The sequence below is a fragment of the Pseudomonas sp. Mn2068 genome (genome assembly GCF_049319725.1).
Taxonomy (GTDB): domain Bacteria; phylum Pseudomonadota; class Gammaproteobacteria; order Pseudomonadales; family Pseudomonadaceae; genus Aquipseudomonas; species Aquipseudomonas gingeri.
Window position 1 is genome coordinate 63,260 of record NZ_JBMOUG010000013.1, and the last position, 12,426, is coordinate 75,685.

The 12,426-nt window shown below is 62.5% G+C and carries 11 protein-coding genes; 9 read left to right on the forward strand and 2 right to left on the reverse strand.

Annotated elements, in window-relative coordinates:
- Nucleotides 1-82: 82 nt before the first annotated feature.
- A complete protein-coding gene (locus tag ACL9RJ_RS24710) occupies nt 83-814 on the forward strand; it encodes a response regulator (protein WP_017126236.1) in 732 nt (243 codons plus the stop codon).
- Nucleotides 804-2,264 carry a HAMP domain-containing sensor histidine kinase gene (locus tag ACL9RJ_RS24715; RefSeq protein ID WP_042935313.1) on the forward strand — a complete coding sequence of 487 codons (1,461 nt, stop codon included), beginning with the start codon at nt 804-806 and terminating at the stop codon, nt 2,262-2,264. Before ACL9RJ_RS24710 ends, ACL9RJ_RS24715 begins: the two co-directional genes overlap by 11 nt.
- Here ACL9RJ_RS24715 and ACL9RJ_RS24720 read toward each other — a convergent pair.
- On the reverse strand, nt 2,233-2,877 hold the full coding sequence (locus tag ACL9RJ_RS24720; protein WP_177084444.1) for an AP2/ERF family transcription factor: 645 nt from the start codon (nt 2,875-2,877) through the stop codon (nt 2,233-2,235). The genes ACL9RJ_RS24715 and ACL9RJ_RS24720 overlap by 32 nt on opposite strands.
- Nucleotides 2,878-3,213: 336 nt before the next feature.
- Between ACL9RJ_RS24720 and ACL9RJ_RS24725 the strand changes: the two genes are divergently transcribed.
- From ACL9RJ_RS24725 to ACL9RJ_RS24755, 7 genes are all read left to right on the forward strand, one after another.
- Nucleotides 3,214-4,482: an AGE family epimerase/isomerase gene (locus ACL9RJ_RS24725; RefSeq protein ID WP_177117782.1), complete on the forward strand. Its 1,269-nt coding sequence runs from the start codon at nt 3,214-3,216 to the stop codon at nt 4,480-4,482.
- 125 nt (nt 4,483-4,607) lie between these two features.
- Complete coding sequence (locus ACL9RJ_RS24730) at nt 4,608-5,894, forward strand: ABC transporter substrate-binding protein (RefSeq protein WP_177084448.1); 1,287 nt, start codon at nt 4,608-4,610, stop codon at nt 5,892-5,894.
- Between the two features lie 144 nt (nt 5,895-6,038).
- Nucleotides 6,039-6,947: a carbohydrate ABC transporter permease gene (locus tag ACL9RJ_RS24735; RefSeq protein ID WP_042935312.1), complete on the forward strand. Its 909-nt coding sequence runs from the start codon at nt 6,039-6,041 to the stop codon at nt 6,945-6,947.
- Nucleotides 6,940-7,785: a carbohydrate ABC transporter permease gene (locus ACL9RJ_RS24740; protein WP_103032781.1), complete on the forward strand. Its 846-nt coding sequence runs from the start codon at nt 6,940-6,942 to the stop codon at nt 7,783-7,785. The genes ACL9RJ_RS24735 and ACL9RJ_RS24740 overlap by 8 nt, the downstream gene beginning before the upstream one ends.
- Before the next feature lie 2 nt (nt 7,786-7,787).
- Nucleotides 7,788-8,948, forward strand: coding sequence for an ABC transporter ATP-binding protein (locus tag ACL9RJ_RS24745; protein WP_103032782.1), 1,161 nt, complete (start codon nt 7,788-7,790; stop codon nt 8,946-8,948).
- Nucleotides 8,949-9,037: 89 nt separating this feature from the next.
- Nucleotides 9,038-10,387, forward strand: a complete 1,350-nt coding sequence (locus ACL9RJ_RS24750; protein ID WP_017126230.1) for a carbohydrate porin — start codon at nt 9,038-9,040, stop codon at nt 10,385-10,387.
- A gap of 245 nt (nt 10,388-10,632) precedes the next feature.
- Nucleotides 10,633-11,484 carry a D-hexose-6-phosphate mutarotase gene (locus ACL9RJ_RS24755; RefSeq protein ID WP_103032783.1) on the forward strand — a complete coding sequence of 284 codons (852 nt, stop codon included), beginning with the start codon at nt 10,633-10,635 and terminating at the stop codon, nt 11,482-11,484.
- Between the two features lie 7 nt (nt 11,485-11,491).
- Here ACL9RJ_RS24755 and ACL9RJ_RS24760 read toward each other — a convergent pair whose 3' ends face one another.
- Nucleotides 11,492-12,352, reverse strand: coding sequence for a MurR/RpiR family transcriptional regulator (locus ACL9RJ_RS24760; RefSeq protein WP_177059095.1), 861 nt, complete (start codon nt 12,350-12,352; stop codon nt 11,492-11,494).
- Between the last annotated feature and the right edge of the window lie 74 nt (nt 12,353-12,426).

A 12,426-nucleotide genomic window follows, 5' to 3' on the forward strand; every position in this document is an offset into this window, starting at 1 on the left:
ACAGGCAACACAGCTTCACGGCTTAATCGATTAAGGCATAATCCGCGTTTCGGTCCTACCCACAACAACAAGGACGCCCACCGTGAGCGCAGTCAGTAAGTCCATTCTTCTGGTCGACGATGACCAGGAAATCCGTGAACTGCTGGACACCTACCTCAGTCGTGCCGGTTTCCAGGTGCGCACGGTCGGTGATGGCGCCGGTTTTCGCCAGGCGCTGAACGATGCCCACAGCGACCTGGTCATCCTTGATGTGATGCTCCCCGACGAAGACGGCTTCAGCCTCTGCCGCTGGGTCCGCCAGCACCCGCGCCAGGCCCAGGTGCCGATCATCATGCTCACCGCCAGTTCCGACGAAGCCGACCGGGTCATCGGCCTGGAGCTGGGTGCCGACGATTACCTGGGCAAACCCTTCAGCCCCCGCGAACTCCAGGCCCGGATCAAGGCGCTGTTGCGTCGTGCCCAGTTCGGCCAGGAACGCAGCGGCAGCGAAGTGCTGGCCTTCGACGAGTGGCGCCTGGACACGGTCAGCCACCGGCTGTTCCACGTCGACGGCGAGGAAGTGATTCTCTCCGGCGCCGACTTCGCCTTGCTCAAGCTGTTTCTCGACCATCCCCAGGAGATCCTCGATCGCGACACCATCGGCAATGCCACCCGTGGCCGTGACCTGATGCCCCTGGACCGGATCGTCGACATGGCCGTCAGCCGCTTGCGCCAGCGCCTGCGGGACACCGAGAAACCTCCCCGGCTGATTCGCACGGTGCGCGGCAGCGGTTATCAGTTGGCCGCCAACGTCACCACCGCCAATGCTCTCTGATCTGCGCCGGCGCTTGCCGGTCCCGCGTTCGCTGCTGGGGCGGATGCTGCTGTTGACGCTGTTCGCGGTGCTGCTGGCCCAGACTCTGTCCAGTGCCATCTGGCTTTCGCAACTGCGCGCTACCCAGCTCGAAGGCCTGGTGACCAGTGCCCGCAGCCTGGCGCACTCGATGACCGCCAGTGTCAGCTACCTGCGCTCGTTGCCCCTGGCCTACCGGCCACTGGTGCTCGACCAACTGCGCAGCATGGGGGGGACGCGTTTCGTCGTGACCCTGAACGACAAGCCGCTGGACATGAAACTGCTGGGACCGACCCCGCGCAAGACCGCGGTACTCGATGCCGTCCACGAGGTGCTGCGCCAGTCGTTGGGCAACGATGTCGATATCTCGGTGAATTTCGTCAGCCCCGACGACCTGCGGATCTTCAACGGTGGCCTGAAGCTCGACGAGCTGCCGCGTTCCTGGGCCCACTACGCGCTGACGCTGGAGCCGGTCAATCCGCCGGTGCTGGTGACGCAGATCCAGATGTCGCCGGGCGAGTGGCTGTATATCGCCTCGTTGCTACCCGAGCCCTACACCAGCCTGGAGGAGGAGGGGCTGCCGTCCCAGCAGCTGTGGTTCATCCTGCTCACCAGCGGTTTCCTGCTGTTGTTCATCGGCCTGCTGGTGCACTGGCAGAGCCGTCCGCTCAAGCGCCTGGCCCGTTCGGCCCGGGATATGTCGCTGGGGGCGGAGGAAGTGCGGCCGGTGCTGGAGGGCGGCGGCAGCGAAGTGATGGAGGTCGGCCGGGCCCTCAATACCATGCGTGAACGCATCAGCCGCTACCTGACCGAGCGCAGCCAGTTGTTCAGCGCTATTTCCCATGACCTGCGCACACCCATCACACGCCTGCGACTGCGGGTCGAACTGCTCGAGGACGAGAAGCTGCAAGTGAAGTTCGGCCGTGATCTCGACGAGCTGGAGATGCTGGTCAAGGGCGCCTTGCAGTGTGTGAAGGACACCGATATCCACGAGAATATCGAGCCGGTGGACCTCAACCACGCCCTCGATTGCCTGATCGAACCCTACCTGCCGCCCAACGGCAACGGCCGGGTCACGCTGGATGGTCGTGCCCTGGCGGCCTTTCCCGGCAAGCCGCTGGCGCTGCGTCGTTGCATGGGCAACCTGATCGACAACGCCCTCAAGTACGGTGACAAGGCTCACCTGCATATCGAGGACGATGACGAGGTCTTTGTCCTGCACGTCGATGACGAAGGTCCCGGGGTGCCCGAGCAGCGCCTGGAGCAGGTGTTCGAGCCGCATTTCCGCCTGTCCGGCCAACAGCAGGGCTACGGCCTGGGGCTGGGCATCGCGCGCAATATCGCCCACAGCCATGGCGGCGAAGTGAGCCTGCAGAACCTGCGTGAAGGTGGCCTGCGGGTTACTTTGTACTTGCCGCGAAATGCCGACTGATTGATAGCAGCGCCTGTTCCGGACTGATCGTCAGCGACGCTTCCGGGGTGTTCGGCAACTGGCTGTCGGCTGAGGCGGCCGTCTGCCGGGCCTGGCCGATGGCGGCCTGGATACGGTGCTCACGCAGGCGCGAATTGGTCTGGCTGAAGTGTTGCTGCAGGGTTTCCATGGCCTTTTCATAGGGCTCGTCACACAGCGCCAGCTGCCGTTGGCGTTCAGCCAGGGCTAGGCGCTTGGCCTGTTCCTCGCCATAACGCTCGACACTGAAACTCCTGCTCAGGCTGTAGCCGTGAATCCGCGTACTGGCGCGCCAGTAACCGGTGTTGTTGGACTCCACCCGCAGGACACCCGGATGACCGCTGGTGTTGTGCGGCAACAGGCGTTGGCGGCTTTCGGTGGTGGGCATGGGCTGCATCTTCAGCACCAGCGCATTGCGACATGACTCGGCCGCCAGGCGCGCGCCCTGTTCGCCACCATGCTCGGCGAAGGTGAAGGTCTTGCTCAGGGGCTGGCCGTCGCGTCGCACTTCCACTTTCCAGGCGTACTGCATCCCTCCCCGGTGCAACGGAAAAATGCAGCACTGACGGGCCAGGTGCGGGTTGTCGTTAACCATGGGGCATGCCTCCTTGCGGGCGTGGGCTTTCATGGGTCATGTCATGGATGAAGTCTGGAAGGTTCGCCCAGGCAACGGCGGCCTTCAATGTGGGAAAACTGCTTAGGGAGCGCTCCTACACTGAAAAGGGACGCGGCCTAATCGGCGTTTTTCCTACCGGATGGCAAAAGCCCTGATGCGGCGGATTGTCGGGACAAGGCATTGTCACCGGCTGGTGACATTTTCACCGGCCTTCGTTACCTGTTGTCCGCGGGGTGCTGGTTAGAATCCGCAGCATGGCGGGCCTGCGACCCGGCTCTGAACAACAAGACTGAATAACAAGAAAAGGCGACGCCCATGACTGGCGACAGCGTTGAATTTCCGTCCGGCAGTTGGCTGGATGCTCCTGCTCACCACGCCTGGTTGATGGCAGAAGGACAGCGCCTGCTGTCGTTCGCCAAGGCCTCCAGGCTGCCCGAAGGTTTCGGCAATCTGGATGCGCGTGGCTGCCTGCCGCCCGGGTCCATGGCCGAAACCATGAACACCGCGCGCATGACCCACAGTTTCGCCATGGCCCATGTCCAGGGGATTCCCGGTTGCCGCGAGCTGGTCGACCACGGTGTCGCCGCGCTCTGGGGGCCGCTGCGCGATGCGACCTTCGGCGGTTGGTATGCCGTGGCCGAGCATCGCGATGGCAACAGTGGCAAGGCCGCCTACCTGCATGCCTTCGTGGCGCTCGCCGCCAGCTCGGCGGTGGTCGCCGGCAGCCCGGAAGCTCCCGGCCTGCTGGCCGAGGCGATCCGGGTGATCGACACGCATTTCTGGAGCGAGGAAGAGGGCACTCTGCGCGAGTCCTTCACCCGTGACTGGAGCAACGAGGAAAGTTATCGCGGCGCCAACAGCAACATGCACGGCACCGAGGCTTTCCTCGCCCTGGCCGATGTCACCGGCGACAGCCGCTGGCTCGACCGCGCCCTGCGCATCGTCGAGCGACTGATCCACCAGCAGGCGGCGGCCAACGGCTTCATGGTCATCGAGCATTTCGATCGTCACTGGCAACCCTTGCCGGGTTACAACGAGGACAACCCCGCCGACGGTTTCCGCCCCTACGGCACGACCCCGGGTCACGGTTTCGAATGGGCGCGGCTGGTGCTGCACCTTGAGGCCGCCCGCCGTGCGGCCGGGCTGGAGACGCCGCAGTGGCTGCTGGCGGATGCCCGTGAACTGTTTGCCAGCGCCTGCCGCCATGGCTGGGCGGCGGACGGTGCGCCCGGTGTGGTCTACACCCTGGACTGGGAAAATCGCCCGGTGGTCCGCGAGCGCCTGCACTGGGTGCATTGCGAGGCGAGCGCGACGGCGGCGGCACTGCTGCGGCGCACGGGCGAGGAGCAGTACGAAACCTGGTACCGGCGCTTCTGGGACTTCAACGAGCTGCACTTTATCGACCGGCTGCACGGCAGCTGGCATCACGAACTCGATGAGCATAACCAGCCCGGTGCACGCATCTGGGGTGGCAAACCCGATCTCTATCATGCCTACCAGGCGGTACTGTTACCCTGCCTGCCACTGGCACCGAGTCTCGCGAGCGCTCTGGCACGGGCCTCGGCGCCAAAAAAACGGTTATAGATACATGTAACCATGCCGTGACATTTGCACGTCCCTTCGTTACCTGCGACGGGGCGTGCCTTGACTAGAATCCCATGCAGCGCAAGCACCAGACTTGCATGCATAACAACAAGAAAGGTACTCAGATGAATTCGATTTCTCGCCTCGCCGCAGTGATTTCTCTCGCCTCGTTGTTTCCTCTCAGCGCACAGGCCGCAGACTCGAAAGGGACTGTGGAAGTGGTTCACTGGTGGACGTCCGGTGGTGAAAAAGCGGCTGTCGATGTGCTCAAGGCCCAGGTTGAAAAAGATGGTTTCACCTGGAAGGACGGCGCTGTCGCCGGCGGTGGCGGCGCCACGGCCATGACCGTGCTGAAAAGCCGCGCGGTTGCCGGCAACCCGCCAGGCGTCGCGCAGATCAAGGGTCCGGACATCCAGGAATGGGCGTCCACCGGTCTGCTCGATACCGACGTCCTGAAGGGCGTTGCCAAGGAAGAGAAGTGGGACAGCCTGCTCGACAAGAAAGTCTCCGATACCGTGAAGTACGACGGTGAATACGTGGCCGTGCCGGTGAACATCCACCGCGTCAACTGGCTGTGGATCAACCCGGAAGTCTTCAAGAAAGCCGGGATCGAAAAACCACCGACCACCCTCCAGGAATTCTACGCTGCCGGTGACAAGCTCAAGGCCGCGGGCTTCATTCCGCTCGCCCACGGCGGCCAGCCTTGGCAGGACAGCACCGTTTTCGAAGCGGTGGTGCTCTCGGTCATGGGTGTCGATGGCTACAAGAAAGCCCTGGTCGACCTGGACAACGCCACCCTGACCGGTCCTGAAATGGTCAAGGCGCTGACCGAGCTGAAGAAAGTCGCGACCTACATGGACGTCGACGGCAAGGGCCAGGACTGGAACCTCGAAGCGGCCAAGGTCATCAATGGCAAGGCCGGCATGCAGATCATGGGCGACTGGGCCAAGAGCGAGTGGACCGCGGCCAAGAAAGTCGCTGGCAAGGACTACGAGTGCGTAGCCTTCCCGGGCACCGACAAGGCCTTCACCTACAACATCGACTCCCTGGCGGTGTTCAAGCAGAAAGACAAGGGCACCGCTGCCGGTCAGCAGGACATCGCCAAGGTCGTGCTGGGTGAAAACTTCCAGAAAGTCTTCAGCATCAACAAGGGTTCGATCCCGGTTCGCAACGACATGCTGAGCGACATGGGCAAGTACGGTTTCGACTCCTGCGCCCAGACCGCGGCCAAGGACTTCCTGGCAGATGCCAAGACCGGCGGCCTGCAGCCGAGCATGGCGCACAACATGGCGACCACGCTGGCGGTACAGGGTGCGTTCTTTGACGTAGTGACCAACTACATCAACGACCCGAAAGCCGATCCGGCCGATGCCGCCAAGAAGCTCGGCGCGGCGGTCAAGTCCGCCAAGTAACCGGAAACCCCCTGTAGGAGCTGGCTTGCCAGCGATAGCGGAATGTCATCCAGCGGATTTATCCACTGACACACCGTCATCGCCAGCAAGCCGGCTCCCACGAGGGATCTGCATGTAGTCTTTTTCCCTGTACTGGATTTTCCCATGAGTTCTGTTGCTGTGTTCAGCAAAGCCTCGCCGTTCGATGCATTGCAGCGCTGGCTACCCAAACTGGTGCTGGCGCCCAGCATGTTCATCGTCCTGGTGGGCTTCTACGGCTACATCCTGTGGACGTTCGTTCTGTCGTTCACCAACTCGACTTTCCTGCCGACCTACAAATGGGTAGGCCTGGCGCAATACGCGCGGTTGTTCGACAACGACCGCTGGTGGGTGGCGAGCAAGAACCTGGCGGTCTTCGGCGGGTTGTTCATCGGCGTCACCCTGGTGATCGGCGTGCTGCTGGCGGTGTTCCTCGACCAGCGCATCCGTCGCGAAGGCTTCATCCGCACCATCTACCTGTACCCGATGGCGCTCTCGATGATCGTCACCGGCACCGCCTGGAAATGGCTGCTCAACCCTGGCATGGGCCTGGACAAACTGCTGCGTGACTGGGGCTGGGAAGGCTTCCGCCTGGACTGGCTGATCGACCCCGACCGCGTGGTGTATTGCCTGGTGATCGCCGCGGTATGGCAAGCCTCGGGCTTTATCATGGCGATGTTCCTCGCCGGCCTGCGTGGTGTCGACCAGTCGATCATCCGTGCCGCCCAGATCGATGGCGCGAGCCTGCCGCGGATCTACTGGAAAGTGGTGCTGCCCAGCCTGCGTCCGGTGTTCTTCAGCGCGGTGATGATCCTGGCGCACATCGCGATCAAGAGCTTCGACCTGGTGGCGGCGATGACCGCTGGCGGTCCTGGCTACTCGTCCGATCTGCCGGCCATGTTCATGTACTCCTTCACCTTCAGTCGCGGCCAGATGGGCATGGGCTCGGCCAGTGCGATCCTGATGCTCGGTGCGATTCTCGCGATCATCGTGCCTTACCTGTACTCCGAGCTGAGGACCAAGCGTAATGACTAGTTTCGCCGCCAAACCTTCCATCAGCCTGAGTCGCATCGCGATCTACGCGGTGCTGATTCTCGCCGTGCTGCTCTATCTGGTGCCGCTGGTAGTGATGCTGCTGACCAGCTTCAAGTCGCCGGAAGACATCAGTACCGGCAACCTGCTGAGCTGGCCGACGGTGATCACCGACATCGGCTGGGTCAAGGCCTGGGCCACGGTCAACGGTTACTTCTGGAACTCGATCAAGATCACCGTCCCGGCGGTATTGATCTCCACCGCCATCGGTGCGTTGAACGGCTATGTGCTGTCGATGTGGCGCTTTCGTGGTTCGCAGCTGTTCTTCGGGCTGCTGCTGTTCGGTTGCTTCCTGCCGTTCCAGACCGTACTGCTGCCGGCCTCGTTCACCCTTGGCAAGATGGGCCTGGCCAGCACCACCACCGGCCTGGTGTTCGTCCATGTGGTCTACGGCCTGGCGTTCACCACGCTGTTCTTCCGCAACTACTACGTGAGCATTCCCGATGCGCTGGTGAAAGCGGCACGCCTCGATGGCGCGGGTTTCTTCACCATCTTCCGGCGGATCATCCTGCCGATGTCGACCCCGATCATCATGGTCTGCCTGATCTGGCAGTTCACCCAGATCTGGAACGACTTCCTGTTCGGCGTGGTGTTCTCCAGCGGTGATTCGCAGCCCATCACGGTGGCGCTGAACAACCTGGTCAACACCAGTACCGGGGTCAAGGAATACAACGTTGATATGGCAGCGGCGATGATCGCCGGGCTGCCGACCCTGCTGGTCTATGTGGTCGCAGGCAAGTATTTCGTGCGCGGGCTGACGGCCGGCGCAGTCAAGGGGTAATCATGGCAACGCTCGAACTTCGCAATGTAAACAAGACCTACGGCACCGGCTTGCCGGACACCCTGAAGAACATCGAACTGTCGATCAAGGACGGCGAGTTCCTGATTCTCGTAGGGCCTTCGGGCTGCGGCAAGTCGACCCTGATGAACTGCATCGCGGGCCTGGAAAACATCACCGGCGGCGCCATCATGATCGGCGACCAGGACGTCAGCGGCATGAGCCCGAAGGACCGTGACATCGCCATGGTGTTCCAGTCCTACGCGCTGTACCCGACCATGAGCGTGCGCGAGAACATCGAGTTCGGCCTGAAGATTCGCAAGATGAGCCAGTCGGCCATCGACGAGGAAGTCGCGCGGGTCGCCAAGCTGCTGCAGATCGAACACCTGCTCAACCGCAAGCCGGGCCAGCTGTCCGGCGGCCAGCAACAGCGCGTGGCCATGGGTCGGGCACTGGCGCGGCGGCCGAAGATCTACCTGTTCGACGAACCGCTGTCCAACCTCGACGCCAAGCTGCGGGTCGAGATGCGCACCGAAATGAAACTGATGCACCAGCGCCTGAAGACCACCACCGTCTACGTCACCCACGACCAGATCGAGGCGATGACCCTGGGCGACAAAGTGGCGGTGATGAAGGACGGCATCATCCAGCAGTTCGGCACGCCGAAACAGATCTACAACGATCCGGCCAACCTGTTCGTCGCCAGCTTCATCGGCTCGCCGCCGATGAACTTCATTCCGCTGCGCCTGCAACGCAAGGATGGTCGCCTGGTCGCCCTGCTGGACAGCGGGCAGGCCCGTTGCGAGTTGCCGATGAACATGAGCGACGCCGGCCTCGAAGACCGTGAGGTGATTCTGGGCCTTCGCCCCGAACAGATCGTGCTAGCGTCCGGCGAGACTGCGGGTGTGCCGAGCATCCGTGCCGAGGTGCAGGTCACCGAGCCGACCGGCCCGGACACGCTGGTCTTCGTCACCCTCAACGACAGCAAGGTCTGCTGCCGCCTGGCGCCGGATGTGGCGCCCCAGGTGGGTGAAACCCTGACACTGCAATTCGACCCGGCCAAGGTGTTGCTGTTCGATGCCAAGACCGGTGAACGCCTGGGCCGAGTGGGCAAGCCCGAAGCGCAGGCGCATACCGACAACGTGGCGCAATTCAAGGGCCGCTGAGTTAGCAGCGGGTGGTTCGCCACCCGTCGCGATCGATGTAAACCACGTTCAATAAAAACTGTTAATAAAAATAAGACGAGGATGTAGGGATGAAAAAGAAGAACACCAACGCCCAACTTATCTGCCAGTTGTCAGCGGTGGCGGCGTTAATGCTGGCCGGGAGCGCGCATGCAGCCGACGCTTTCAGCTCTGATTCGAAATGGATGACCGGTGACTGGGGTGGTGAGCGGACCAAGCTGATCGAGCAGGGTATCGATATCCAGGCCGACTATGTGGGTGAAGTTGGCGGCAACCTCGGCGGCGGCTACAACAACGACAAGACGGCACGCTACAGCGACCAGTTCGGTCTGGGCGTCAAGTTCGACCTGCAAAAGCTGCTGGGCTGGGATAACACCCAGGCCAAGATCCAGCTGACCAACCGTAATGGCCAGAACATCTCCAACGACCGTGTGGGCGACCCGCGTGCCGGCACCCTGAGCTCCTCGCAGGAAGTCTACGGGCGTGGCCACATGGTCCGCCTGACCCAATTGTGGGTGCAGCATCAGTTCCTCGACGGCAAGCTCGACGTCAAGGCCGGCTACTTCGGTGAAGGCGAAGACTTCAACACCTTCCCATGCGACTTCCAGAACCTGGCGTTCTGCGGTTCCCAGGTGGGTAACTGGGCGACCGGTATCTGGTACAACTGGCCGGTCAGCCAGGCGGCACTGCGCGTGAAGTACAACATCACGCCTGAGTTCTACGCGCAGATCGGTGCGTACAACCAGAACCCATCGCAACTGGAACACGGCAACGGCTTCAAGCTCAGCGGCAGCGGCACCAAGGGCACCGTGCTGCCGGTCGAACTGGTCTGGTCGCCGAAGGTCAACAACCTGCCGGGCGAGTACCGTGTGGGCTACTACAAGAGCACCGCCGACGCCAATGATGTCCGCGAAGACAGCAATGGCCAGGACGCCGCCACCACCGGCAACGGTTTCCGCGTTCACAACAGCAAGCACGGCTACTGGTTCGTTGCCCAACAGCAACTCACCAGCCACAACGGCGACGCTTCCCGCGGTCTGAACGTTGCGGCCAACGCCACCTTCCACGACAAGGACACCAACGTCGTCGACAACTACCAGTCGCTGATGTTCGTGTACAAGGGCCCGTTCGATGCCCGTCCGAAGGATGACATCGGCATCGGCTTCGCCCGTATCCATGTCAACGATGACGTGAAGAAGAACGCCGAACTCGCCAACGCCGCCATTGGTGTGAGCGACTACGACAACCCGCTGTACTCGCCACTGCGCGACACCGAGTACAACTATGAGCTGAACTACGGCATCCACGTCACCAACTGGCTGACCGTACGTCCCAACCTGCAGTACATCACCCATCCGGGTGGCGTGGACAAGGTGGATAACGCCGTGGTCGCCGGCCTGAAAATTCAGTCGGTCTTCTAAGGCTCCGGCTGATAAGCTCTCTCTCTATGTGCGCATCTTGCGGATGGTCCACCAGACCGTCCGCTTTTTTTTGGTGGGTGCGGTGAGGACGGTTTGCCAGGGCAATACGCTTGGCAGACGCCGCATAACCTGTGGGAGCCGGCTTGCCGGCGAAAGGGCCCTCGAGGTCGCCAAAAGCTTCGTGGGTAAGCTCCGCTCCCACAGTCACATGGATACGGCAAAACGATTTTCAGGATTCGCGGCACATGCACGAGCAACCGCTACAACGCTTTTTCAAATCGCGGCGCGAACAGCCGGTCTTCCAGTGGGAGCGCTTTCAACAGCGCGAAGTGCTGGTGATCGACCATCCACTGTGCCAGGCGGTGTTCAGTCGCCAGGGTGCGCAGTTGCTGCATTTCCAGCCACGGGGACAGAAACCCTGGCTGTGGTGCGCGGCGAAGTGGCCGCAGGTCGGCGCGATTCGCGGTGGCGTCCCCGTATGCTGGCCCTGGTATGGCCGGCACCCGAGTGAAAATGCCTGGCCCTCCCATGGCTGGGCCCGGCTGATCGACTGGAAGCTGCTGCAAAGCAGTTCCGATGACGAAGGAGTCAGCCTGCATTGGCGCCTGCAGTTGTGCGACTGGCAGGTCGACCTGCATGCTCGCCTCGGTGAAACCATGGAACTGCGCCTGAGCACCGAGCACCAGGACAGCGAACCCTGTCAGCTGAGCCATGCGCTGCACGCCTATTGGCGTATTGGTGACGTTGGCGAGGTAGCGCTGTCTGGGCTGGAAGGCGCCCAGGGCTATGACCAGTTGAATCGCCAGGTTTGCCAGCAGGAAGGCGAACTGCGGGTCGATGGCGGTTGCCAGCGGGTGTTCCAGCACGAGGGTGAATTGCACCTCAAGGATCACGCCTGGCAGCGCGAGTTGTGCATCGATACCGGTGACAGTGCCGACACCGTGGTCTGGCATCCGGGGCACCGGCCGTTGCTGGGGGTGAGCTGGAACGAAGTGATGGGTTTTGTCTGTGTCGAGGCCGCCAGTGGCGGCACCGACAGCCTGTGCCTGGCGCCGGGAGAGCGCGCGCACCTGAGCTTGCAGGCGCGGGCTGCCTGAAGCGGCGTCAGTCGAACTCGTCACCCACCGGGTAACGACTGGCGTTGAGGCTTTCCTTGATCTTGCGCAGGTGCGGCTGGAAGTCCACGCCACGGCGCAGGGTCATGCCGGTGGCCAGCACATCGAGCACCGTCAACTGGACGATTCGCGAGGTCATCGGCATGTAGATGTCGGTGTCCTCGGGCAGCGGGATATTCAGGCTCAGGGTGCTGGCCTTGGCCAGTGGCGAGCCGGCGGCGGTCAGGCCGAGTACCGAGGCGCCATTGGCGCGGGCGATGCGTGCCACCTCCACCAGTTCCCGCGTGCGTCCGGTGTAGGAAATGATCACGAACAGCTCGCCGGTATGAGCGACCGAGGCGATCATGCGCTGCATCAGCACGTCGACGTGGGCGGTGACCGCCATGTTGAACCGGAAGAACTTGTGCAGGGCGTCCATGGCCACCGGCGCCGAGGCGCCCAGGCCGAAGAAGTGGATCTGCCTGGCCTGGGTCAGCAGGTCGACGGCGCGGTTGATCAGCGCCGGGTCGAGGACCTGGCAGACACTGTCCAGCGAAGCGATGGCACTGCCGAAAATCTTCTGGGTATAGGCTTCGGCGTTGTCGTCGGCCTCTACCGCGCGGCTCACATAGGCCGCACCGCTGGCCAGGCTCTGGGCCAGTTGCAGCTTGAGTTCGGGATAGCCGCTGACGTCGAACGAGCGACAGAAACGGTTGACCGTCGGTTCGCTGACCGAAGCCGCCTGGGCGAGGGCGGCGATACTGTAGCGGGTCGCCTGCTGCGGGTTGAGCAGGATGACTTCGGCGACTTTGCGCTCGGCCTTGTTCAGGTCTTCGAGACGGCTCTGGATCTGTTCCAGCAGGTTGCGGATGCGGTCCATGTGGGTGTTCCTTGGTTCTGCGATGCCTATAAGAACGTGCTTTGGCGGCTTTCGGCGGTGGCCTA

Excerpts from the sequence above, each read along its gene's own strand:
- ACL9RJ_RS24730 (WP_177084448.1), top strand. The coding sequence starts at position 4,608 with ATGAATTCGATTTCTCGCCTCGCCGCAGTGATTTCTCTCGCCTCGTTG.
- ACL9RJ_RS24715 (WP_042935313.1), top strand. The coding sequence starts at position 804 with ATGCTCTCTGATCTGCGCCGGCGCTTGCCGGTCCCGCGTTCGCTGCTG.
- ACL9RJ_RS24740 (WP_103032781.1), top strand. The coding sequence starts at position 6,940 with ATGACTAGTTTCGCCGCCAAACCTTCCATCAGCCTGAGTCGCATCGCG.
- ACL9RJ_RS24745 (WP_103032782.1), top strand. The coding sequence starts at position 7,788 with ATGGCAACGCTCGAACTTCGCAATGTAAACAAGACCTACGGCACCGGC.
- ACL9RJ_RS24735 (WP_042935312.1), top strand. The coding sequence starts at position 6,039 with ATGAGTTCTGTTGCTGTGTTCAGCAAAGCCTCGCCGTTCGATGCATTG.
- ACL9RJ_RS24755 (WP_103032783.1), top strand. The coding sequence starts at position 10,633 with ATGCACGAGCAACCGCTACAACGCTTTTTCAAATCGCGGCGCGAACAG.
- ACL9RJ_RS24750 (WP_017126230.1), top strand. The coding sequence starts at position 9,038 with ATGAAAAAGAAGAACACCAACGCCCAACTTATCTGCCAGTTGTCAGCG.
- ACL9RJ_RS24725 (WP_177117782.1), top strand. The coding sequence starts at position 3,214 with ATGACTGGCGACAGCGTTGAATTTCCGTCCGGCAGTTGGCTGGATGCT.
- ACL9RJ_RS24720 (WP_177084444.1), bottom strand. The coding sequence starts at position 2,877 with ATGGTTAACGACAACCCGCACCTGGCCCGTCAGTGCTGCATTTTTCCG.